The sequence below is a fragment of the Nocardioides sp. NBC_00368 genome (genome assembly GCF_036090055.1).
GTDB lineage: Bacteria > Actinomycetota > Actinomycetes > Propionibacteriales > Nocardioidaceae > Nocardioides.
Genome location: NZ_CP107970.1, coordinates 1,597,904 through 1,618,956 on the forward strand (window position 1 = coordinate 1,597,904; position 21,053 = coordinate 1,618,956).

Annotated in this window: 22 protein-coding genes and 1 tRNA gene; 14 read left to right on the top strand and 9 right to left on the bottom strand. The window is 71.1% G+C overall.

Features of this window, described 5'->3' with window-relative positions; genetic code table 11:
* Nucleotides 1-3: 3 nt before the first annotated feature.
* On the bottom strand, nt 4-1,260 hold the full coding sequence (gene ilvA / locus OG984_RS07615; protein ID WP_328530985.1) for a threonine ammonia-lyase IlvA: 1,257 nt from the start codon (nt 1,258-1,260) through the stop codon (nt 4-6).
* A 19-nt stretch (nt 1,261-1,279) separates the two neighbouring features.
* Nucleotides 1,280-2,104, bottom strand: coding sequence for an undecaprenyl-diphosphate phosphatase (locus OG984_RS07620; protein ID WP_328530986.1), 825 nt, complete (start codon nt 2,102-2,104; stop codon nt 1,280-1,282).
* A gap of 120 nt (nt 2,105-2,224) precedes the next feature.
* Here OG984_RS07620 and OG984_RS07625 point away from each other — a divergent pair, with 120 nt between their 5' ends.
* Nucleotides 2,225-3,175: an aldo/keto reductase gene (locus OG984_RS07625; protein WP_328530987.1), complete on the top strand. Its 951-nt coding sequence runs from the start codon at nt 2,225-2,227 to the stop codon at nt 3,173-3,175.
* A 24-nt stretch (nt 3,176-3,199) separates the two neighbouring features.
* Here the strand turns inward: OG984_RS07625 and OG984_RS07630 are convergent, their stop codons facing one another.
* A complete protein-coding gene (locus tag OG984_RS07630) occupies nt 3,200-4,330 on the bottom strand; it encodes a helix-turn-helix domain-containing protein (RefSeq protein ID WP_328530988.1) in 1,131 nt (376 codons plus the stop codon).
* 148 nt (nt 4,331-4,478) lie between these two features.
* Between OG984_RS07630 and OG984_RS07635 the strand changes: the two genes are divergently transcribed.
* From OG984_RS07635 to OG984_RS07660, 6 genes are all read left to right on the top strand, one after another.
* Nucleotides 4,479-5,885, top strand: coding sequence for a flavin-containing monooxygenase (locus OG984_RS07635; RefSeq protein WP_328530989.1), 1,407 nt, complete (start codon nt 4,479-4,481; stop codon nt 5,883-5,885).
* Nucleotides 5,882-6,715, top strand: coding sequence for an SDR family NAD(P)-dependent oxidoreductase (locus OG984_RS07640; RefSeq protein ID WP_328530990.1), 834 nt, complete (start codon nt 5,882-5,884; stop codon nt 6,713-6,715). The genes OG984_RS07635 and OG984_RS07640 overlap by 4 nt, the downstream gene beginning before the upstream one ends.
* Nucleotides 6,712-8,043, top strand: coding sequence for an MFS transporter (locus tag OG984_RS07645; RefSeq protein WP_328530991.1), 1,332 nt, complete (start codon nt 6,712-6,714; stop codon nt 8,041-8,043). The genes OG984_RS07640 and OG984_RS07645 overlap by 4 nt, the downstream gene beginning before the upstream one ends.
* A gap of 66 nt (nt 8,044-8,109) precedes the next feature.
* Entirely contained in the window at nt 8,110-8,328 is a 219-nt protein-coding gene (locus OG984_RS07650; protein ID WP_307785624.1) for a DUF5703 family protein, read from the top strand.
* 46 nt (nt 8,329-8,374) lie between these two features.
* On the top strand, nt 8,375-8,932 hold the full coding sequence (locus OG984_RS07655) for a histidine phosphatase family protein (RefSeq protein ID WP_328530992.1): 558 nt from the start codon (nt 8,375-8,377) through the stop codon (nt 8,930-8,932).
* 118 nt (nt 8,933-9,050) lie between these two features.
* The gene (locus tag OG984_RS07660) at nt 9,051-9,893 is read left to right on the top strand and encodes a phosphotransferase family protein (protein ID WP_328530993.1); all 843 of its coding nucleotides are present in this window, start codon (nt 9,051-9,053) and stop codon (nt 9,891-9,893) included.
* Nucleotides 9,894-10,005: 112 nt separating this feature from the next.
* Here OG984_RS07660 and OG984_RS07665 read toward each other — a convergent pair whose 3' ends face one another.
* The gene (locus OG984_RS07665; protein ID WP_328530994.1) at nt 10,006-11,319 is read right to left on the bottom strand and encodes a M20/M25/M40 family metallo-hydrolase; all 1,314 of its coding nucleotides are present in this window, start codon (nt 11,317-11,319) and stop codon (nt 10,006-10,008) included.
* Between the two features lie 103 nt (nt 11,320-11,422).
* Here OG984_RS07665 and OG984_RS07670 point away from each other — a divergent pair, with 103 nt between their 5' ends.
* On the top strand, nt 11,423-12,190 hold the full coding sequence (locus OG984_RS07670; protein WP_328530995.1) for a glycerophosphodiester phosphodiesterase: 768 nt from the start codon (nt 11,423-11,425) through the stop codon (nt 12,188-12,190).
* Nucleotides 12,191-12,222: 32 nt separating this feature from the next.
* Here OG984_RS07670 and OG984_RS07675 read toward each other — a convergent pair whose 3' ends face one another.
* Nucleotides 12,223-12,513 (bottom strand): hypothetical protein, encoded by a 291-nt coding sequence (locus OG984_RS07675; protein WP_328530996.1) that lies wholly within the window; start codon nt 12,511-12,513, stop codon nt 12,223-12,225.
* 182 nt (nt 12,514-12,695) lie between these two features.
* On the opposite strand from OG984_RS07675, the gene OG984_RS07680 reads away from it, so the two are divergent.
* A tRNA-Leu gene (locus OG984_RS07680) sits at nt 12,696-12,781 on the top strand.
* A 478-nt stretch (nt 12,782-13,259) separates the two neighbouring features.
* A complete protein-coding gene (locus OG984_RS07685; protein WP_328530997.1) occupies nt 13,260-13,910 on the top strand; it encodes a TetR/AcrR family transcriptional regulator in 651 nt (216 codons plus the stop codon).
* Here OG984_RS07685 and OG984_RS07690 read toward each other — a convergent pair.
* Nucleotides 13,907-15,127, bottom strand: coding sequence for a sensor histidine kinase (locus tag OG984_RS07690; protein ID WP_328530998.1), 1,221 nt, complete (start codon nt 15,125-15,127; stop codon nt 13,907-13,909). The genes OG984_RS07685 and OG984_RS07690 overlap by 4 nt on opposite strands.
* The gene (locus OG984_RS07695; protein ID WP_328530999.1) at nt 15,124-15,780 is read right to left on the bottom strand and encodes a response regulator transcription factor; all 657 of its coding nucleotides are present in this window, start codon (nt 15,778-15,780) and stop codon (nt 15,124-15,126) included. The genes OG984_RS07690 and OG984_RS07695 overlap by 4 nt, the downstream gene beginning before the upstream one ends.
* A gap of 208 nt (nt 15,781-15,988) precedes the next feature.
* Here OG984_RS07695 and OG984_RS07700 point away from each other — a divergent pair, with 208 nt between their 5' ends.
* Genes OG984_RS07700 through OG984_RS07715 form a run of 4 tightly spaced genes read left to right on the top strand, consistent with a single transcriptional unit; the run spans nt 15,989 to nt 19,602 of the window.
* Complete coding sequence (locus OG984_RS07700) at nt 15,989-16,549, top strand: hypothetical protein (protein WP_328531000.1); 561 nt, start codon at nt 15,989-15,991, stop codon at nt 16,547-16,549.
* Nucleotides 16,546-17,712, top strand: coding sequence for an efflux RND transporter periplasmic adaptor subunit (locus OG984_RS07705; protein ID WP_328531001.1), 1,167 nt, complete (start codon nt 16,546-16,548; stop codon nt 17,710-17,712). The genes OG984_RS07700 and OG984_RS07705 overlap by 4 nt, the downstream gene beginning before the upstream one ends.
* 4 nt (nt 17,713-17,716) lie before the next feature.
* Nucleotides 17,717-18,406, top strand: coding sequence for an ABC transporter ATP-binding protein (locus OG984_RS07710; protein WP_328532338.1), 690 nt, complete (start codon nt 17,717-17,719; stop codon nt 18,404-18,406).
* Nucleotides 18,403-19,602, top strand: coding sequence for an ABC transporter permease (locus tag OG984_RS07715; protein ID WP_328531002.1), 1,200 nt, complete (start codon nt 18,403-18,405; stop codon nt 19,600-19,602). Before OG984_RS07710 ends, OG984_RS07715 begins: the two co-directional genes overlap by 4 nt.
* A gap of 63 nt (nt 19,603-19,665) precedes the next feature.
* Here OG984_RS07715 and OG984_RS07720 read toward each other — a convergent pair whose 3' ends face one another.
* Nucleotides 19,666-20,205, bottom strand: a complete 540-nt coding sequence (locus OG984_RS07720; protein WP_328531003.1) for an AAA family ATPase — start codon at nt 20,203-20,205, stop codon at nt 19,666-19,668.
* Nucleotides 20,206-20,215: 10 nt separating this feature from the next.
* Nucleotides 20,216-21,022: an alpha/beta fold hydrolase gene (locus OG984_RS07725; RefSeq protein ID WP_328531004.1), complete on the bottom strand. Its 807-nt coding sequence runs from the start codon at nt 21,020-21,022 to the stop codon at nt 20,216-20,218.
* Nucleotides 21,023-21,053 lie beyond the last annotated feature (31 nt).

Below are 21,053 nucleotides of genomic sequence, written 5' to 3' on the forward strand. Positions count from 1 at the left end.
GCATCAGTGCAGGAAGGTGAACAGCGGCGAGTCGGGCTCGATCCGCTCGATGAGCAGGTCGCTGGCACCCATCCGCTCCAGCAGCCCTTCGAGCCCGTCGGCGGAGTCGAGGTCGATGCCGATCAGCGCGGGGCCGTGCTCGCGGTTGGACTTCTTGACGTACTCGAAGACCACGATGTCCTCCCCGTCGGCCAGCACGTCGTCGAGGAAGCCGCGCAGCGCCCCGGGCGCCTGCGGGAAGGAGACCAGGAAGTAGTGGCGCAGGCCCTGGTGGATCAGCGCCCGCTCGAGCACGTCGGCGTAGCGGGAGACGTCGTTGTTGCCGCCGGAGAGGACGGCGCCGATGCGGGTGGCGCCACGCAGGTCGATCTGCCCCAGGGCGGCCACCGCGAGCGCTCCGGCGGGCTCGGCGATGATCCCCTCGGTCTGGTAGAGCTCGAGCATCTCCACGCAGATCGCGCCGACCGGCACGGAGACGAGCTCGTCGACGTACTCCTTGACGATCGGGTACGTCACCTTCCCCGCGGTCGCGACCGCGGCACCGTCCACGAAGGTGTCGAGCGTGTCCAGCCGCACCGGCCCACCGGCCTCGAACGCGGCGGCCATCGAGGCGGCACCGGCGGGCTCGACGCCGATGATCCGGGTCTGCGGCCAGACCTCGCGCACCCAGGTCGCGACCCCGGAGGCGAGTCCGCCGCCGCCGACGGGCAGCAGGAGGACGTCCAGGGGCGAGGAGATCTGCGAGGTCAGCTCGTAGCCGACGGTGCCCTGCCCGGCGATGGTGCGCGGGTCGTCGAACGCGGAGACGTAGGTGGCACCGAGCCCGCGCCCCAGCTCGTAGGCGTAGGCGGAGGCCTCGTCGTAGGTCGAGCCGTGGAGGGTGAGCGTCACATGCTCGCCGCCGAGGGCGGTGATCCGGTCGCGCTTCTGCTTGGGCGTGTTGGTCGGCACCACGATGTGGCCGGGCACGCCGAGGCGGGCGCACGAGATCGCGACACCCTGGGCGTGGTTCCCGGCGGACGCGCACACGACGCCTCGCTCGAGCTCCTCGGGCGTCAGCGAGCTCATCAGGTTGTAGGCGCCGCGGACCTTGTAGGAGCGCCCGAGCTGCAGGTCCTCGCGCTTGAGCAGGACCTCGGCGGCGTACCTCTCCGAGAGTCTGACGGAGCGCTCGACCGCCGTGCGCGTGGCGATCGTGCGCGCGGCGGCTTCCTCGATCGCTGCGGGTGTTACGGCAGGCTTCTTGCCAGACTCAGACACATGCCTGAGTTTGTCACGATCACCACTCGCTGAGCACACCCACGCCGACGAGCACCAGAACCGCCACACCGAGGATGACCCGGTAGATCACGAACGGGGTGTAGGTGTTGCGCGAGAGGTACTTCAGCAGCCACGCGATCACCGCGTAGCCGAGGACGAACGAGACGATCGTGGCCACGATCGTGGGGCCCCAGCCATAGAGGTTGTCCTCGTGGGCGATGTCCTTCATCTCGAACAGGCCGGCTCCGAAGACCGCCGGGAGCGCCAGCAGGAAGGCGTACTCGGTCGCCGTGGCCCGCTCGTAGCCGAGCGCCCGGCCCATCGAGATCGTCGCCCCCGAGCGGGAGACGCCGGGGATCAGCGCACAGGCCTGGGCGCAGCCCATCAGGATCGCGTCGCGCCAGGAGAGGTCGTCGAAGCGCTTGCGGTTCTCGCCGATCCGGTCGGCGATGCCGAGCACGATGCCCATCACGACGAGCATGGTGCCGACGACGTAGAGGCTGCGCAGGTCCTTCTCGATGATGTTCTGGAACAACAGCCCCATGATCACGATCGGGAGCGATCCGACGATGATGAACCAGCCCATCCGGGCGTCGGTGTGGCTGCGGAGCTCAGGGTTGAACAGGCTGCGGAACCAGGTGGAGATGATGCTCCAGATGTGCTTGCCCATGTAGGCCAGCACCGCGAGCTCGGTGCCGATCTGGATCACGGCGGTGAACGCCGCACCGGGGTCGCCCCAGCCGAGCAGCTCGGGGAAGATGCGCAGGTGTGCGCTGGATGAGATGGGCAGGAACTCGGTGAGTGCCTGAAGGATGCCCAGTGCGATCGCCTGCAGATAATCCACGGGCGCAAACTCTAAAGGGCACGTACGCGGCACCGGACCGCTGCCTCCCTCTCGTTGTGTCCGCCGTCACGTCAGCGTGTCCGACCGGGGCCTCGCCGAGGGCACCGATAGATTGTCCTCATGCAGAGCCGACTCCTCGGAGCCACTGGGCTGCGAGTCTCGTCTCTCGCCCTGGGCACCATGACCTGGGGCAGCGTGACCGATGAGCACGAGGCCCGTGAGCAGCTGGCCGGCTTCGCCGAGGCCGGTGGCACGCTCGTCGACACCGCCGCCGGCTACGGCGACGGAGCCTCCGAGAAGCTCCTCGGCTCGCTCCTGGCCGAGAACGTCATGGCCCGCGACGACGTCGTCCTGGCCACGAAGGGCGGAATCACCTGGCGCGGCGGCAGCCGAGGCGTCGACACCTCCCGCGGTCGGCTGCTGACCGGCCTCGACGCCTCCCTGCGCCGGCTCGGGGTCGACCACGTCGACCTGTGGCAGGTGCACGTCTGGTCCCCCGAGGTGCCGCTCGAGGAGACCCTCTCGGCGCTCGACATGGCACTGAGCAGCGGACGCGCGGCCTACGTCGGCGTCTCCAACTACACCGGCTGGCAGACCGCCCAGGCCGCCACCTGGCAGCGGGCCGTGCCGGGGCGGGCGACGCTGGCCTCGACGCAGGTGGAGTACTCGCTGCTGGCCCGTGACGTCGAGTACGAGGTCATGCCGGCCGCCGGGGCGATGGGGATGGGCGTACTGGCCTGGTCGCCGCTGGCCGGTGGTGTGCTGACCGGGAAGTACCGCACCGGCATCCCGTCGAACTCCCGCGGGGCCGACCCGACCTTCTCCTCCCGGGTGGACGTCTACGACGACGAGCGCTCGCGCGGCATCGTCACCGCCGTCGCCAAGGCCGCCGAGGGCCTGGAGTGGACCCCGCTGCAGGTCTCGCTCGCCTGGGTGCGTGACCGCCCCGGCGTCACCGCCCCGATCATGGGGGCCCGCACCGCGGCGCAGCTCAAGGAGGCCCTGGAGGTCGCCGACCTCACCCTCCCGCCCGAGATCGCGCTCGCGCTCGACGACGTCTCCGCCGTCTGACCCCTGCCGGTCCGGCGAGATCCCTCAGGAGTCGACCGTCCAGGCATGGCACAACCACCATGCCGAGATCGCCCCGAACGTACGGTGCGGGTCGATCCCGGTGACCGCGGCGAACCGCTGGACCCGGTTGCGGACGGTGTTCTCGTGGACGTAGAGCGTGCGGGCGACCGCGGCGGTGTCGCGATCCGCCTCGAGCCAGGCTCGTACGGTCCGGGCCACCGCCTCGGCCGCGGCCCCGAGCTCGTGGCGCGCCGCTCGGTGCCGCAGCGCGAGGGCCTCGGTGAGGTCGGGGCGGGAGGTCAACGCGGCCACCGCAGCGACCTCGCTGATGTGCACCGCCCCGGTCAGACCGGTCGCCTCGGCGGCCGGGACGGTGGCCACCGCCAGGCGGTGGGCGACGCCAAGCTCCTCCGCGGCCACCGGGCCGGCGATCCCGACGACCGAACCGGACCCCTGGGGACGCAACGCGGGCTGGCTCGGCACCACCGCGACCAGGGCGTCACCCACCGTCGCGGCGAGGCCGGGTCCGGTGCCCTCGGTCAGCCGCCGCACGGCGGTGGTGGACGCGGTGTCACCGGATCGGGTGACCAGCACCCATAGCCCGGCGCCGGGGGCGAAGCCCCGTTCGGCTGCGGTGAGGGCAGCCGCGGAACCGCCCTCGAGCAGCCGCCGCAGGGACTCCGCGTCCCGGTCCCAGACGTCATTGGTCCGGGGCGTCTCCCGGTGGGCACGGATCAGCCGCGTGCGCACGGCGTCGGCCCAGTCGTCGTAGAGCTCGCGCGCGTCCAGCAGATGAGCGGCCGCGATCCCGGCCTCCTCGGCCAGCTCGCGGGTGCGCGCCCAGATTGCGCGCTCCGAGATCCGCACCGAGCCGAGCACGACGTCGATGGGGATCCCCTGGCGGGCGCGGTTGACGGCGAGCTGCTCGACGACGGTCAGCTCCGCCTCGGTGGGGGCGCGGCGGGCGGCCACTGCGCGCCCGGCTGCGGTGAGGAGGAGGCGGGTGTGGCCGGTGATGTCGGAGACGGGCAGGGTGGCCGACTCCTCGACGTGGCCGCGCACGGCGGCGACGACCGCGGGCAGCAGGTCGTCGTCGGCCAGCACCCGTTCGATGAGGTCGACGATCGCCTCCCAGTCGCGCGGTCGGGTCGTCACCTGGCGATCATCGCGCGGGATTGTGGCCCGCCACAATCCCGGCTCCCAGATCGGTGATCAGGTCCAGGGATCTTGCCGTCGGCGACCCCTAGGGTTGTGGCGAGCGCCATAGGGGCGCGTCACCGGCCCGACCCAGGAGAACGTACGCATGAGGAAGTCCGCCCGCGTCGCCGTCATCGGCGCCGGGGCCGCCGGTCTCGCCACCACCAAGGCGCTGCTCGACGTCGGGGCGGAGGTCGTGACGTACGAGAAGGGTGACCGGCCGGGCGGGCTGTGGAACCAGCACAACAGCAGCGGCCTCTCGGCTGCCTACGACTCGCTCCACCTCAACACCAGCAAGGGCCGCACCGAGTTCGCCGACCATCCGATGCCGGCGAGCTGGGTCGACTATCCCTCGGCCGAGCTGGTGGCCGTCTACCTCGCCGACTACGCCGACACCTTCGGGGTGACCGAGCGGATCCGCTTCGACACCACCGTCGTCGGCGTCGAGCGCGAGGAGTCCGGCCCGGACCGTGGCGCCTGGACGGTGACCTGCGAGGACGGCACGACCGAACGCTACGACGCGGTGGTCGTCGCCAACGGGCACAACTGGGACCCACGCTGGCCCGCGCCCGGCTACCCGGGCAGGTTCTCCGGCGTGCAGCTGCACGCCCACGACTACCGCGACGCGAAGGTCTTCCGCGACCGGCGCGTGCTCGTCGTCGGGATGGGCAACTCGGCGATGGACATCGCCGTCGACGCCTCCTACGTCGCCGCCTCGCCGGTGCTGCTCTCGGCCCGGCACGGCGTCCACATCGTCCCGAAGTACCTCTTCGGCCGCCCGGCCGATGCCACCGGCGGCGCCATCGCGGGACTCCCCTGGCGCATCCGTCAGCGGCTGGCCGAGACGATGCTGCGCGTGGCAGTGGGCCGCCCGGAGGACTACGGCCTCCCGGCTCCGGCGGGCGGGCTGTTCCAGAACCACCCGACGATCAGCGACACGATCCTGCACCGGCTCACGCACGGCGAGGTCGTCCCCCGCACCGGGATCGAGCGGCTCGACGGCGACCACGTGATCTTCACCGACGGCCGCACCGACAGGGTCGACACGATCGTGTGGGCCACCGGCTACCGCGTGACCATTCCCTTCCTCTCGGAGCGCTGGCTCAGCACGGACCCGGAGCGGATGCCGCTGCACCACCGCGTCTTCCACCTCGACGACCCGAGCCTGGCCTTCGTCGGCCTCATGCAGTCGACCGGGTCCGCACTGCCGGTCGTCGAGGCCCAGGCCAAGCTCGTCGCGGCGCATCTCAGCGGGACGTACGCCCTGCCGGCGGAGGCCGAGCGCCGCCGGATCGCCGACCGGGCGCTGCGCGAGGCACGCGCCCGCTGGGGCGAGAAGCGGCCGGCGATGCGGATCGACTTCGACGCCTATCTCGCCTCGGTGCCGGTCGAGCTGAAGGCCGGCCGAAAGCGTCTGGATACCGGCGCCTCCCCCTTCGTGTCGCGGCTGGTCCCCCCGCAGCCGCGGCCCGCCAACATATTCACCGCCACCCCCGATGAGGTCACCACATGAGCAGCCTGCGAGACGCCGCTGGCCTTCGTGTCCTGATCACCGGCGCCTCCGGCACCTTCGGACGGGCCCTGGCCACCGAGCTGTCCACCCGAGGAGCGCACGTGGTCGGGCTCGACGTGGCGCCCCGCGACGACGACCCGGTGCCCGTCATCGCCTGCGACCTGACCGACGACGACGCGGTCCCCGCCGCCGTCACCACCGCGCTGGGACGCCTCGGCGGGCTCGACCTGCTGATCAACAACGCCGGCATCGGCGGGCCGGCGCCGGCCGAGCTGGCTCCGGGCACCGAGGTACGCCGCCAGCTCGACATCAACCTGCTCGGCACCTGGCGGGTCAGTGCCGCCTGCGTACCGGCCCTGGTCGCCTCCCGCGGCCGGGTGGTGATGGTGACCTCGCGGATGGCCGTCATGCAGCTTCCGCTCGCCGCGGCGTACGGCGCCTCCAAGCGCGCCATGGTCGCCTATGCCGACGCGCTCCGCCTCGAGCTCGGCACCCACGTCGGTGTCACCTGCATCTATCCCTCGGCCGTACGCAGCCCGATCCATGACTCCACCGCGGCCGCCGGCCTCTCGCTGGAGGGGATGAGCTCCTACGAGCCGCTCGAGGGCGTCGTCGAGACGGTGCTGCGCGCCGGCCTGTCCCGGCGGGCCCGGCGCGACCTCCCGACCACCCGTCGGGGTGCGGTGGAGCTCTTCCTCGCCCGCCACCTGCCCGCGCTCACCGACCGCATCGTGGCCCGCACCTTCTCCGCTCGGATCCGGTCCGGCGCGTTCGGCACGGCCGAGCTCGCCGCCCCCGCGGTGGAGCGCCACGCCGAGGCCGGCGCGTGACCACGACCGCGCAGGAGACGGCACGCGCCGGCAACCTGCCCCTGGTCCAGTACGCCACGGGCTCGCTCGGCATGGGCGCGTGGGTCACCGTCCCCGGCCTGCTCCTGCTCTACTTCCTGACGAACACGCTGGGCGTCGCTCCGCTGGTCGCGGGGCTGGCGCTGCTGGTGCCGAAGGTCATCGACGCGGTCGTCCACCCGGTGCTCGGGACGCTCTCGGACCGGGAGGCCCGCCGCCACGGTCACCGCCGCGGCGTGATGCACTGGGGTCTGCTGCTCGGGCTCGCCATGATCGCGATGTTCACCGTCCCCGGCGATCTCCACGGCACGCCGGCCGCCCTGTGGGTCGCCTCCTGGTACATCGTCGGCAACATCTGCTTCGCGGCCTTCCAGGTCCCCTACCTGACCACCCCCTCGGACCTGCGGGTCGGCTACCACGAGCGCACCCGCGTCTTCATGGTCCGGATGGTGCTGCTCACCGTCGGTCTGCTCGCTGCAGGTGTCGCCGCGCCGATCCTGGTCGCCGACGAGCAGCGGGGCAGCTACACCCGGATGGCGCTCGTCTTCGCCGTCGTGATGGCGGCCACCGCTGTGATCGCCATCCGCGGCGTACGCCGGCTGAACGCCACCTGCGGGTTCCGGGAGCCGGCGGCGCACGCGCAGTCCGTCCTCGCCGACCTGCGGCTGGCGTGGGACGACCGCGACTTCCGGCTGCTGGTGCTCTCCTACCTGTTCACCGGCGCGACCACCCACCTCGTGCTGGCCGCGGTCCCGTTCTACGCCGAGCACGTGCTCGGCCGCTCGGGTCTGACCGCGGTGCTGATGGGCGCCTTCCTCGGACCGGCGATGGTCACCTCGCCGCTGTGGCTGCGGCTCTCCCGACGGCTCGGCAAACAGCGGGGTCTGCTGCTGGCCCAGGCGATCTTCGTCCTCGGCACGCTCGCCCTGGTCGCCGGCGACCGGATCCCGGTCGCGCTGACCGTCACGGTCGTCGTCCTGCTCGGTACGTCCTTCGCCGGCCTGCAGCTGCTGGCGTTCTCGATGGTCCCCGATGCCGTGGCCGCCGCCGAGCGGCGCCGACAGTCCCGGGCCGGCGCCTACACGGGCGTGTGGACCGCCACCGAGGCGGTCGGCACCGCTGTCGGGCCGTACGTCTACTCCGCGGTCCTCGCCATCGGCGGGTTCGCGGCGGCGGTGGACGGCGAGAGCGTCCCACAGACCGCGGGGGCGGTCGATGCCGTGCTGGTCGGGTTCACCGTCGTCCCGGCGGTCCTGATGGCCGTCGCCTGGGTCATCCAGCGACGCTGCGCCCTCGACCAGCATGCCTGAACCGGCCCGCGGGAACACCTGAGTGTGCACACTGGTTCTCCAGGCAGTCGTCAGAAGGAGACATGCATGGCTCGAGCCGAACGCCGCCCACCCCGCCCGGGAGTGATGTGGGAGTACGACAAGGTGACCTTCTCGCGCGAGTTCTCCCGCAACATCGTGACCAAGCTCCTCGTCGAGCGCGCCGAGCACGGCGGCTGGGAGCTCGACCGGGTGCGGATCACCGCCGACGGCACCCGCCGGGTCACGCTTCGGCGCAAGATCATCCGCCAGCGGCTGACGGTCTGAGCGCGTCTGCGCGCTCGTCGCGCGTCCAGACATTAGGGTCCTGCGGGTGATCCATCTCGTACGCCACGGCGAAGCCGCCGGCGGGGACACGGTCGACCCCGGCCTCTCCGAGCTCGGCCGGCGCCAGGTCCATGCGCTCGCCCACCGACTCGCGTTCCGCCCAGTCCGTCAGGTGCTGCACGGCCCGAGCCGGCGTACGACCGAGACTGCCACCATCCTCACCGAGAACCTCGGCGCCGGGCCGGTGCCCTCCGACCTTCTGCTCGACCGTACCCCGGTGCCGTCGACCGAACGGAGCGGTGACTACCCGACCCACCGCTGGGAGTGGTTCCAGGACGTCCCCGAGGCAGAGCGCGACATCAACGGTGCCGAGCTCACCGCCGCCTGGCACAAGCTCTGGTCCGAGCACCACGACGCGGAAGTCGTGCTGGTCACGCACGCGTTCGTGATCTCCTGGTTCGTACGCCAGGTGCTCAACGCACCGCCCGCGACCTGGATGCGGATCGGTCCGATCGGCAACGCGACCCTGACCAGCATCGGGCCGAACATCGCCGGCGAGCCCGTGGTCGAGACGTTCAACGCCGAGGTCGTCCTGCCGATCTGAGTCGATCTGGGCCGATCTGAGTCGATCTGGACAAGCGGCGCCAACAAGGCGCCAACAACACGGATATCCGTCCGCGACACGGTGTCGTGAGCCGCTGTCGCGCTGGCAGGATCCGCCCGTGATCTCGGCACTCGACACCCTGACCCCCGCCCAGCGCGACCTCCTCGACCGGTGGCTCCCCGGAGCCGAGCTGGTCCTCGACCGGAGCGAGCTGCATCGCGCCGGCACCACCGCCCTCGTGCTCTCTGCCGGCAAAGACCGGTTCCTGGTGAAGACCGCGGCAGAAGGCGTACGCCACATCGACCGTGAGCTCGCGGCCTTCCGCAGCTGGCTGGCCCCCTGGACCGAGGCCGGCCGCGCGCCGAGCCTCGTCGAGGCCGACCGGGAAGCCCGGATCATCGTGATGACCCATCTCGACGGCGAGCCGGCCAGCACCTCGGCCGCCATCCACGACCCCGAGATCTACCGCCAGGCCGGCGAGCTGCTGGCCGTCTTCCACGACCAGGCGAGCGTCGAGGACGAGGACTACGAGCCCGAGCTCAACGAGCGCGCACTCGCCTGGCTCGACGGCACGGGTCTCGACGACGACCTCGTCGAGCGCCTCCGCACGGAGATCACCTCGTGGCCGACGCCGACCACGGTCCTCGTACCCACCCACGGCGACTGGCAGCCGACCAGCTGGGTCCTCGACAACGGCACGCTGCGCGTCATCGACTCCGGCCGCTTCGCCTTCCGTCCGGCCCTCTACGACCTCTCCCGGCTCTCCGCGCAGGACTTCGTCCGCAACGACACCTTCGAGAAGGCGTTCTGCGAGGGCTACGGCTCCGACCCGCGCGAGCCCGAGGCCTGGCACCGGCTCCAGGTCCGCGACGCCATCTCCGTCGCTGCCTGGGCCCACCGCACCGGCCACGCCGAGGTCGCCGCGCTGAGCAGGGACACCCTCACCGCCCTCGTCCCCTGACCCGTCGCCGAGTCGGCTCGTCCTGACCGAAAGCCTCGCCGAGTCGGCTCGTCATGACGAGCCGACTCGGCGCTGATCCTCGTCAGTTCGAGCCGACTCGGCGCTTCAGTCCTCAGACCTGGTCCAGGAACCGGTCCATGACGCGCGCCCCGAACTGGAGCGCGTCGACCGGCACCCGCTCGTCGACGCCGTGGAAGAGGGCGGTGAAGTCCAGATCCTCGGGGAGCCGCAGGGGCGCGAACCCGTACGTCCTCATCCCGAGCCGCTTGAAGTGCTTCGCGTCGGTGCCGGCGGACATCAGGTAGGGAGCGACCAGCGCGTCGGGGTCCTCGGCGACCAGCGAGCGCTCCATGGCGGCGACGAGGGCGCCGTCGTAGGGGGTCTCCCACGGCATCTGGTTCTGGTCGAACTCGATGTCGATCCCCTCACCGCACAGCTTGCGCAGCGTCTCGAAGAAGTCGTCCTCGAAGCCGGGCAGGAAGCGGCCGTCGACGTGGGCGGTGGCCTCGGTCGGGATGACGTTGACCTTGTAGCCGGCGCTGGTCATCGTCGGGTTGGTGACGTTGCGCAGGGTGGCGCCGATCATCCGGGCCGCCGGGCCGAACTCCTCGACGAGCCGCTCGGCGTTCTCCGGCGTCGGCTCCTCCCCCGCGATCTCGCCGACCGCGGCGAGCAGCGTCTGCATCGTCGGAGTCAGCTGCACCGGCCACTCGTGGGCGCCGATACGGGCGATCGCGCCGGAGAGACGGGTGATCGGGTTGTCGCGGTTGATCATCGACCCGTGCCCGGCGGTGCCGCGGGCGGTCAGCTTCATCCAGGCCATGCCCTTCTCGGCCGCCTCGATGAGATAGAGACGGCGTCCCTTCACCGTGGTCGAGAAGCCGCCGACCTCGCCGACCGCCTCGGTGCAGTGCGCGAGCAGGTCGGGATGGTCCTCGACCAGCACGTGGGCACCCTTCATCCCGCCGGCCTCCTCGTCGGCGGTGAAGGCCAGCGTGATCGGGCGCTCGGGGATCCGGCCGGTGCGCTGACGCTCGCGGACGACGGCGAGCAGCATCGCGTCGAAGTCCTTCATGTCGACGGCACCGCGGCCCCAGACGTACCCGTCCTGGATCTCCCCGGAGAAGGGGTCGACCTGCCAGTCCTCGGCCGCGGCCGGGACGACGTCGAGGTGGCCGTGGAGCAGCAGCCCGTCCGTCCGCGCGGTGGTCGAGCCTGTCGAGACCCCGCCCCACTGCGCGACGACCGAGGCCCGGCCCGACTCGGACTCGTAGATCTCGGAGGAGATCCCGACCTCGTCGAGCTGCGCCGCGACGTACTCGGCCGCCTTCCGCTCCCCCGGTCCCGGGTCGTTGCCGTAGTTGCTGGTGTCGATGCGGATCAGGTCACGGCAGAGGTCGACGACCTCGGTCTCGGCGCTGGTCATACCGCCACCGTATCGACCGGTGACGACAAACAGCCGCCTGACGTCCACCTATGCGATGGCAAAGGATTTCGTCGTGGTCGGATGCGTGGGTTTCCATGGGCGCATGCAGAAGCGTGCCCTCCTCTCCGCTCACCGCGCCGCCGCGCGCCAGTCGGGGCACCGTGACAACTCCTGGGAGTCGCTCCAGGAGGCCGTCCGGATGGAGGTCGACTACGTCGAGTTCGACGTCCACCGCACCCGTGACGGCGAGTTCGTACTGCATCACGACGGCCACATCCGAGACCGCATCGGCCGCAGGGTGAGGATCGCGGACAGGACGTACGCCGCGCTCTCCAGGCTCGCGCCATTCCGCCTGGTGCGCTACCGGGAGGCCCTCGAGCTGCTCGCCGCCCACGGCAAGCACGCCCACATCGACCTCAAGTTCGCCTCGCCGTCGAACCACCTCGGGCTCCCGCACGAGGTCGACGCCGCCGAGATCGCGCTCGAGGTGATGAGGGAGAGCTTCATCGTGACCACGATGGTCGACGAGTCCGTACGCGTCCTGCGCGACTGGGCCGACCTCCGCTCCCCCTCCACTCTGGTCGGTCTCTCCCTCGGTGGCGTCGACTTCCGCCACCACCCGCTGAAGCTCGTCCGCCTCAAGCTCTCGGAGTTCTTCCCCGAGGGCCGCATCCGCCGCTGCCGCTCCAACCTCGTCGTCGTCGAGCACCGCCTCGCCGACGTCTGGCTGCTGCGCTGGGCCCACCGCCGCAACATCAAGGTCCTCGTCTGGACCGTCGACAACCCCGGCCGGCTGCGTCGTTTCGTCTACGACAAGCGCGTCTGGATGGTCACCAGCAACCACCCCGCCCGCGCCCTCGTGCCGGCCTGATCCGGACCTGGTCGAACGCCGGCCCAGCGCGCTCAGCCCTCGCGGCGCCGGCGCGTATCCTCATCGAGCCGACGAGCCGCCTCGACCTCAGCTGTGCTCGGACCGGGTCCACCTGCATCTCCGAGCGAGTCCAGGCTCCCTGCCTGGGCTCTCTCCTCCTCAGCCTTCGTCCGCCCGACTGCTTCGACGCTGTCATAAGGCACCCCGTCGCCGTCCAGATCCGTCGCGCTGTCGCCGTGCCCGCTTCGCACCGACGACACCACGACGGCGCCGAGCGCGCCGACGATTGCGAGGAACCCGATCATCACGATCAAAGAGAGCATGGACCCACCTCCACCTGTTCGAGGGCCCGTTCCCTCGCCGCTTCCAGCGTGCCCCACGCCTCCACATGGGTCCACCTGATTCCCATTCCGCCCGTCCGATCCCGGGCTGACCAGGGACCCTGTCTGGAGAGGTGCCCCGATTCGGCACCGGGGGCCCCTCCTGATAATGTTCTTCTTGTTGCGCGCGGGTGGCGGAATAGGCAGACGCGCTAGCTTGAGGTGCTAGTCCACGTATTAGTGGGTGGGGGTTCAAGTCCCCCCTCGCGCACAGAGAGAAACCCCAGGGAGACCTGGGGTTTCTCGCATTTCACGACCTCTCGGGATGGTGGGGAAGGAGATCGCCGATCAGGTCGGAGAGGCCCGTGTGCTGGTCATCCCGGCCGCGGGCTGCCCGCCTCAACCGGCGGGCGGCTGCTTTTGGTCGAGTTCTCCCGGCAACGACGACCGGCTGACCTGCACAGCGTCTGGTCTCCCGGAAGATCCGCGAGGCGCTGGCGTCCTTCACGAGAGCTCTTCAGCTCAGCAGTGTTCGGGGTCACGCGATGCGCTTCCAGACCAGTCCCCGGGGGCATCGTAGGATCGACCCGCCGCGGCGCTCCGCCACCGCGGCGCTGTGCCACGCGCCAGCTGACGGCTCGCCGACACATACGGTCCTCGCTGCCCGGCTAGTCCCGTGCCTATGGCAGGCTCGTGTGCCCTCCCTCCCCCACCAACAGCGCGTCGCCACGTGCCAAGGAGAGACACTCGTGACGAACCTCCACCCCACGCCCGCACCGGCCGGGCAGATGCGGGCAGCCATGATCGAGGCGGCTCGGCGGCTGTTGGAGGATTCCCCCATTCGCAACGTCTCGATCAGAGAGGTGTGCGAAGCCGTGGGTGTGGGAAGGTCCGTGCTGTACCGACACTTCGGCGACAAGAACGGACTCCTCAGCGCGGTGATCGACGAGGCGTTCAACCGCTACATCGAACGCAAACGCTCCCGCGAACACACGGCCGACCCGGTGACAGACCTTCATGCCTGCTGGGACGACTACCTCGACTTCGCGGCCGCCAACCCGGCGCTCTACCGACTCATGTTCTCCCCCGCCATGCCCAAGATGCCGGACGCAGCAGGGAGGATCTTCGTCCTCCTGACCGAGGCGCTCGACCGTTGCGCCGTCGCCGGAGCGCTCCGCATCCCGAGCCGAGAAGCCGCACAGATGATCCTCTCGGCGAACACCGGGGTCGCGCTGAGCATCCTCTCCCAGCCCGACCGGTTCGGCGATCCGGAGCTGTCGGCGCGCGTTCGCGATGCCGTCTTCGCCATCTGCCTCACCAGCGGTACGAACCGGCCGAAAGACCCGGGCACGCAGGCGCTCGACGACCGCTTCGAGGTCGGCGGCCAGTACCGCCGCTAGCCCGGCAGACGCACCTGCACCACGAGTCCGCCGCCCTCTCGCGGCCGGGCCGTGACCGAGCCGTGGTGCGCCCGCGCGATCGCCTCGACGATCGAGAGTCCCAGACCCACTCCCCGGCCGACGACGACCCGGTCGCGGTCCAGGCGGCGGAACGGCTGGAACAGCTCCGCGACCTCGTACGCCGGCACCTCTGGACCGGTGTTGGTGACGACGACCTCGGCGTGCTCGTCGGCGTATCGGCATCGTGCCTCCACCCATCCGTCGGCGACGTTGTGACGGATGCCGTTCTCGACCAGGTTGGCGACGAGGCGCTCGAGCAGGATGGCGTCACCCGAGGTGGGGGTCTCCCCCACGTCCGTGCGGACCTCGACGCCCGCCGACTCGGCCTCAGGGCCGGTGAGGTCGGCGACGTGCTCGACGATGTCGGCGAGATCAACGGGCTGGCGGTCGATCGGCCCGTTCTCGGCGCCGGCGAGGTCGAGCAGGCCGGAGATGAGCGCCTCGTGCCGGGCGTTGAGAGCCAGCAGGTCGCTACCGAGCGTACGCAGGTCCGCCGAGGCGTCCGGCCGATGCATCGCCAGCTCCACCATCGCCCGGCCGACCGTGAGTGGCGTACGCAGCTCGTGGGACGCGTTGGCCACGAACCGGCGCTGCCCGGCGAAGGACCGGTCCAGCCGGCCGACCATCGCGTCGAACGCGTCGGCCAGCTCCTTGACCTCGTCGTCGGGACCCTTCAGCTCGATCCGCTCCCCCAGACCCATGTCGGCGGCCGGAACTGCGGAGATCCGGTGAGCCGTGGCCGTGACCGTGTGGAGCGGGGCGAGCACCCGGCCCGAGATGAACCAGCCGAGCACGCAGGCGATGATCAGCACGACCACCAGGGCGATCGCCCCCTGGATCAGCAGCGACTCCGCTGCCGCGCTCTGCAGCTCCTGCCGCTGGGCGAGCAGCCAGTCCCGCGCCTGCGGACCCGTGAGGACGTCGCCCTTCTGCGTCTCCACGTAGGTGGTGTCGAGCAGCTGTTGGAGCGCGTCCGGGTCGTCGCCGGGGCCGGGCAGCCGGGTCGCCTTCACGATCATCGACCCGCCCGAATCGAGCTGGTTGACGAAGAGGCCATAGGTCACCGCGAGCAGCAACCCACCGGCGAGCAGGAAGAGCCCGGCGTAGGTGAGCGTGAGCCGGGATCGCAGGCTCAGGCGGTTGGGCAGGATCCTCATCGCAGCCGGTACCCCACGCCGGTGACCGTCTCCACCAACGGCGGATCACCCAGCTTGCGGCGCAGCTTGTGGAGCGTGACCCGCACAGCGTTGGTGAACGGGTCGGCGTGCTCGTCCCACACCTTCTCCAGCAGGTGCTCCGCAGAGACCGGCGCACCGTCGGCCATCATCAGCTCGGCCAGGACACCGAACTCCTTGCGTGCGAGCGGGACGTAGCGGCCGCCGCGGAACACCTCTCGGCGGCTGGGGTCGAGGGTCAGGTCTTCGTGGCGCAGCACCGGCGGCACCGCCTGGCGCGATCGCCGCCCGAGGGCCAGCACCCGGGCGGCGAGCTCGGGGAACGCGAACGGCTTGGTGAGGTAGTCGTCGGCGCCGAGGGCGAGCCCTGCGACCCGCTGGGTGACGTCGGCCGCGGCCGTCAGCATCAGGACCCGTGCGCTGGACTCCGACCCGACGATCTGGTGACAGACCTGGTCGCCGTGGACGACGGGCAGGTCGCGGTCGAGGACGACCACGTCGTACTCGTTGACGCCGACCCGCTCCAACGCCTGCCCGCCGTCGAGCGCGACGTCGACGGCGTGGCTCTGCTGACGCAGCCACTCGGCGACCGACTCCGCCAGCTGTGGCTCGTCCTCGACCACCAGCACCCGCATCGCCTCACTCCTTCTCGACCCATGACTCGACTCATGACCCGGCTCATGACCGGTCCCTCCGGACCGGTCAGCCTGCCGCGTACGGCATTTCCTCGACGTTAACCCGTACCAGATCACCGGGAAACGCATCCACGAGTTGGCTGGAGCCGCCGGCCCGGACGCCACCCAGCCCGGGCCGGCGCCATCACACCCGACTCGAGGAGAATCCATGCTCACCCGAAGACTCACCGCCGCGGCGTTGGTCGCGCTCGGCCTGACCCTGACCGCGTGCGGCGGGGACGACACCGGCGGGATCGCGTCGGCCGGCGGCGACAGCACCGCCGACTCCGATACGAGCGCGGCGGCCGGAGACGAAGGCGGTGAAGGCGGCGACCGCGAGCAGATGCTGAAGTTCACCAAGTGCCTGCGCGAGCACGGTCTCGAGGTCGAGGACCCGGCGCCGGGTGAAGGGCTGAAGCTCAAGTTCGGTGGCGGTGGCCAGCAGGTCGATCGCGAGACGGTGCAGAAGGCGATGGAGGCCTGCCAGGAGTACGCCCCGCAGGGGCAGATGGGCGCCGACAACCCCGAGATGCGCGAGGCGATGCTGGAGATGGCCGAGTGCATGCGGGAGAACGGGGTCGAGGACTTCCCCGACCCCGAGCCGGGCCAGATGGGCATGCAGATCACCCCGGAGATCGGCGAGGACCCGCAGTTCGAGGCGGCCCAGGAGGCCTGTCGCGACATCATGGAGAGCGCTCGCTCCCAGGCGCAGGAGGGGCAGAGCTCGTGACCGAGATCGACGACGTACCCCTGCACACGGAGCCGGCCGGCAGTTCGGTGCCCGGGGACGCGCTGACGCCACCCGGCCGCCCGCGGCGTGCCGCCAAGATCGCCGGGGTCGGCCTCGCCGTGCTCGCCGTCGCCGGAACGGCGGCCGGTGCCTATGCCTACGCCGACCGCGGCGACGGCTCCACCACTCCGGACGCACTCCCCCCGGCGACGGCAGAGGTCACCCGCGGCACCCTCACCGACGAGGTCACCGAGGGAGGCACGCTCGGCTACGGAACCCTCGTCCCGATCAGCTCCCGCAGGCCCGGCACCGTCACGGCCCTTCCCGACGAAGGAGAGGTCGTACGCCGCGGGGAACCGCTCTTCGAGGTCGACGCCACCCCCGTACCCCTGCTCTACGGCACCGTTCCCGCGTGGCGAGACCTCGCCCCCGGTGACGAGGGCGCGGATGTGAAGCAGCTCGAGAAGAACCTCTGGGCGCTGGGCCATCGCGGTTTCGACGTCGACGAGGACTACACCGACGCGACCGCGGACGCCGTCGCGGAGTGGCAGGAGGATCTCGGCGTCGAGGAGACCGGGACGGTCCGGACCGGCGACGTCGTCGTCCAGCCTGCCGCGGTCAGGATCGGCAGCCTCTCCGCGAGCCTGGGCGACCAGGCAGGAAACGGTGGTCCGGTGCTGTCCGTGACCGACACCGTGCCGTCGGTGACGGTGACCCTCGACCCCGCCGACCGGCGGATGGCCGAGGTGGGTGCCGCCGTGGAGGTGACCCTTCCCGACGGCACCCGGGCCGCCGGCAAGGTCACCGACGCCGCCACGAAGGTGTCCGAGGAGTCCGGCGGGGGCGGCGGGGACGACGGCGAGTCCACCACCACGCTCGAGGTGGTAGCGGTGCTGACCGAGAAGAAGGGCCGCGAGGCCGCCGCTGCCTACGACGCCGCGGCCGTCGACGTCGCCTTCACCGCGGGCGAGCGCAAGGACGTGCTCACGGTCCCGGTCGCTGCGCTCGTCGCCCTCGCCGAGGGTGGCTTCGGCGTCGAGGTCGTCAACGGCAGCACCACGGAGTACGTCCCGGTCGAGGCCGGCCTCTTCTCGGGCGGACGGGTCGAGATCTCAGGCGAGGGCATCACCGAGGGGACCGTCGTAGGGGTGCCGGGTGAGTGAGCCGATGATCGAGCTGACCGACGTGCACAAGTCGTACGCCGGCGGCGTGCGGGCCCTGGACGGTGCCAGCATCCGGATCGATGCCGGTGAGCTGGTCGGCGTCGTCGGCCCCTCCGGATCGGGCAAGTCGACGATGCTGCACATCCTCGGCACCCTGGACCGGCCGACCTCGGGCCGGGTCAGTATCGCCGGGCACGACGTGCGCACGCTCGAGGATGCCCAGCTCTCCGCACTGCGGGCGAGCCGGATCGGCTTCGTCTTCCAGCAGTTCCACCTCGCCCCGGGGACAACCGCCCTCGACAACGTCGCCGACGGGCTGCTCTACAGCGGCCGACGGCGTACGGAGCGCCGCGACCTCGCCTCGCAGGCACTGACCCGGGTCGGGCTCGGTCACCGGCTGACCCACCGGCCGCACGAGCTCTCCGGCGGTGAGAAGCAGCGGGTGGCGATCGCCCGGGCAGTTGCCGGCGGTCCCGCGCTCCTGCTCGCCGACGAGCCGACCGGCGCGCTTGACTCGGCATCCGGGGCCGGGGTGATGGAGCTCCTCCGGGACCTTCATCGCGATGGCACGACCGTCGTGATCATCACCCACGACCACGACATCGCCCGATCACTGCCACGACAGATCGGGATCCGCGACGGCCGGATCGTCTCCGACAGCTCCTCGGTGTCGCTGGTGGGTGGTCTCCGATGAGCACGCTGACACCTGGCCGGCTCAGCGCCGGCGACCGACTGAGGGTCGGGGCCGCCGGGCTGCGGACCCGCCCGATGCGGGTCTTCCTCTCCTCCCTGGGGATCGCGATCGGGATCGCGGCGATGATCGCGGTCGTGGGCATCTCCTCGTCCTCGCGCGCCGACCTCGACGCTCAGCTCGACGCGCTCGGCACCAACCTGCTGAGCGCGCAGAACGGGACGACCATGATGGGCCAGCAGGCGGTGCTGCCGCTGTCCGCGGAGTCGATGGTCGGCCGGATCGGCCCGGTCACCGACGTCTCCGCCATCGGCGTCGTGCCCGACGTCAGGGTCTACCGGTCCGACAAGATCCCTGCGGCCGAGACCAAGGGGATCGCGGCGTACGCAGCCCGGACGGACCTTCTCGAGACCACCTCCACCGAGCTCGCCGCCGGGACCTGGCTGAACGACTCGACCGCGCAGTATCCGGCAGTGGTGCTGGGCTCCGCGGCCGCGGAGCGGCTGGGCGTGACCTCACCGAGCCCCGAGGTCCAGATCCTCGTCGGGGGAAGGTGGTTCACCGTCGTCGGGATCCTCGAGCCCTCGCCGTTGGTGCCCGAGATCGACTCCGGGGCGTTGATCGGCTGGCCGGCCGCCCAGGAGGTGCTCGGCTTCGACGGGCATCCCACCACCCTCTACGCCCGAGCCGCGCCGGACCAGGTGGAATCGGTCCAGGAGGTGCTCGGCGCCACCGCCAATCCGGAAGCCCCCGGAGAGGTCGACGTCGCCCAGCCCTCCGACGCGCTCGAGGCGCAGCAGGCGGCCGACCAGGCCTTCACCGCCCTGCTGCTCGGCATCGGCGCGGTCGCGCTGGTGGTCGGTGGCGTCGGCGTCGCCAACACGATGGTGATCTCGGTGCTGGAGCGGCGCGCCGAGATCGGTCTGCGGCGCTCGCTGGGTGCGACCCGTGGCCAGGTCCGCTCCCAGTTCCTGACCGAGTCGCTGCTGCTCTCGCTGCTCGGCGGCCTCGCGGGGGTGGCCATCGGCGGGGTCGTCACCTTGGCGTACGCCCTGACACAGGGGTGGACCCCGGTGATCCCGCCCTGGGCGCTGGGCGGTGGCCTCGGTGCGACCCTGCTGGTCGGCTGCGTCGCAGGCCTCTACCCGGCGGCGCGGGCGGCGCGGCTCTCGCCGACGGAGGCGCTCGCGACCCCGTGAGGACCGCGGTGCCGACCCGCCGTCCCACCGGTGAACGTGCTGGTGGGACGGCGTCGGCCGGGTTCAGATCAGGAAGTCTCCGCCGGCCACGGCGTCCGCCACCGCCCGAAGGGTCTCCTCGGGTGAGTGGCGGCTGGTGTCGATCACGTGGCGCTCCAGCTCACCCAGGTCCGCGAGCTGGTCCCAGAGCAGCAGGACCGGTCCCTCCTCGACCAGCGCGTCGGGACCGCTGCGTGCCTGTGCTCGACGCAGGGTCTCCTCGCGGTCCGGCCGGAGCACCACGTAGTGAACGGACAGGCCGGGGTGCTCCTCGAGTCCCCTGCGGTAGTGGTCCAGCATCCACGGCCCGACGATCCCGTCGACCACCACGGTGAACCCGCCCTCGGCGTAGCCGTAGGCCGCGGTCGCGATCACGTGGACCACGGTCTGGTTCTGCTCGTGCGACTCGGGCAGGTACGGCGGGATCATGCCAGCGACGATGTAGTGCCAGAAGTCGTCGGTGTGCAGGTGCACGGCCTTGTCGAACCCGCCGGCCAGCTCACGTGCCGTGGTCGACTTGCCCGCTCCCGGCGGACCGGTCAGGACGATGACGCTGCCTCGCATGCCCTGGAGGCTAGCCCCTGCCGGCACGGGCGAGGGAGTCGAGCATTCCCCCGAGCGCCTCCGGGGCGTCCACGTGGGCGAGGTGGCCCTGACCGGGCAGGCGATGGACCCCGGGATCAGGAATCCGGGCTCTGATCTCCTCGAAGGATGTCCCGTACGGCCCGATGCCGACGTTGTGCTCGCCGATGATCAGGCCGATCACGCCGGCCCGCGACCCCAACGTCCCCGGCATCTCCGCCCGGGTGAGGGCGCCGAGCTCGGCGTAGAGGGGCTCGCTGAGCCGACACAGCATCGCCCACGCGCTGCGGTCGGACCTGAGGTTCTCGACGTGCTCCGCCGAGAACCCCGAGACCTGCCGATTCACGATCTCGACGCTGCGGTCCCGGTCGCCGCGCTCGTCCGCCTCCTGCAGGGACGGCAGCGCATCTGCACCGAACCCGGGCGCGACCGGTTCGTACGCGATGACGTGCTCGACCGGTTGCTCGGAGGCGAGCAGGAGCGCGACGAGACCGCCGTAGCTCCAGCCGAAGATGTCCTTCGGCTGACCGACCTGCTCGATCACTGCCTTCAGGTCGTCGACCTCGGTCCGGATCGAATAGCCCTCGCCGAGGGGGCCAGAAGGGAAACGCCCGCGGCGGTTGATGATCGAGACCGACGGCCACCGGGTCGTGGCCCTGGCGACGTGCCGCCACCCGTGGGCATCGCTCATGACACCGGGAACGACGAGCAGACCGGGAATCTCCCCGTCTCCGTAGACATCGACGGTGAGCGAACCGCCGTCGGTGGTCGGGACAGTTTTCTGAAACGTACGCTCCATAACTCCTATTATGAAGCGAGCGCTCTATAAT

Excerpts from the sequence above, each read along its gene's own strand:
- OG984_RS07625 (WP_328530987.1), top strand. The coding sequence starts at position 2,225 with ATGCAGAGCCGACTCCTCGGAGCCACTGGGCTGCGAGTCTCGTCTCTC.
- OG984_RS07635 (WP_328530989.1), top strand. The coding sequence starts at position 4,479 with ATGAGGAAGTCCGCCCGCGTCGCCGTCATCGGCGCCGGGGCCGCCGGT.
- OG984_RS07640 (WP_328530990.1), top strand. The coding sequence starts at position 5,882 with ATGAGCAGCCTGCGAGACGCCGCTGGCCTTCGTGTCCTGATCACCGGC.
- OG984_RS07650 (WP_307785624.1), top strand. The coding sequence starts at position 8,110 with ATGGCTCGAGCCGAACGCCGCCCACCCCGCCCGGGAGTGATGTGGGAG.
- OG984_RS07665 (WP_328530994.1), bottom strand. The coding sequence starts at position 11,319 with ATGACCAGCGCCGAGACCGAGGTCGTCGACCTCTGCCGTGACCTGATC.
- OG984_RS07670 (WP_328530995.1), top strand. The coding sequence starts at position 11,423 with ATGCAGAAGCGTGCCCTCCTCTCCGCTCACCGCGCCGCCGCGCGCCAG.
- OG984_RS07675 (WP_328530996.1), bottom strand. The coding sequence starts at position 12,513 with ATGCTCTCTTTGATCGTGATGATCGGGTTCCTCGCAATCGTCGGCGCG.
- OG984_RS07690 (WP_328530998.1), bottom strand. The coding sequence starts at position 15,127 with ATGAGGATCCTGCCCAACCGCCTGAGCCTGCGATCCCGGCTCACGCTC.
- OG984_RS07695 (WP_328530999.1), bottom strand. The coding sequence starts at position 15,780 with ATGCGGGTGCTGGTGGTCGAGGACGAGCCACAGCTGGCGGAGTCGGTC.
- OG984_RS07700 (WP_328531000.1), top strand. The coding sequence starts at position 15,989 with ATGCTCACCCGAAGACTCACCGCCGCGGCGTTGGTCGCGCTCGGCCTG.
- OG984_RS07710 (WP_328532338.1), top strand. The coding sequence starts at position 17,717 with ATGATCGAGCTGACCGACGTGCACAAGTCGTACGCCGGCGGCGTGCGG.
- OG984_RS07715 (WP_328531002.1), top strand. The coding sequence starts at position 18,403 with ATGAGCACGCTGACACCTGGCCGGCTCAGCGCCGGCGACCGACTGAGG.
- OG984_RS07720 (WP_328531003.1), bottom strand. The coding sequence starts at position 20,205 with ATGCGAGGCAGCGTCATCGTCCTGACCGGTCCGCCGGGAGCGGGCAAG.
- OG984_RS07725 (WP_328531004.1), bottom strand. The coding sequence starts at position 21,022 with ATGGAGCGTACGTTTCAGAAAACTGTCCCGACCACCGACGGCGGTTCG.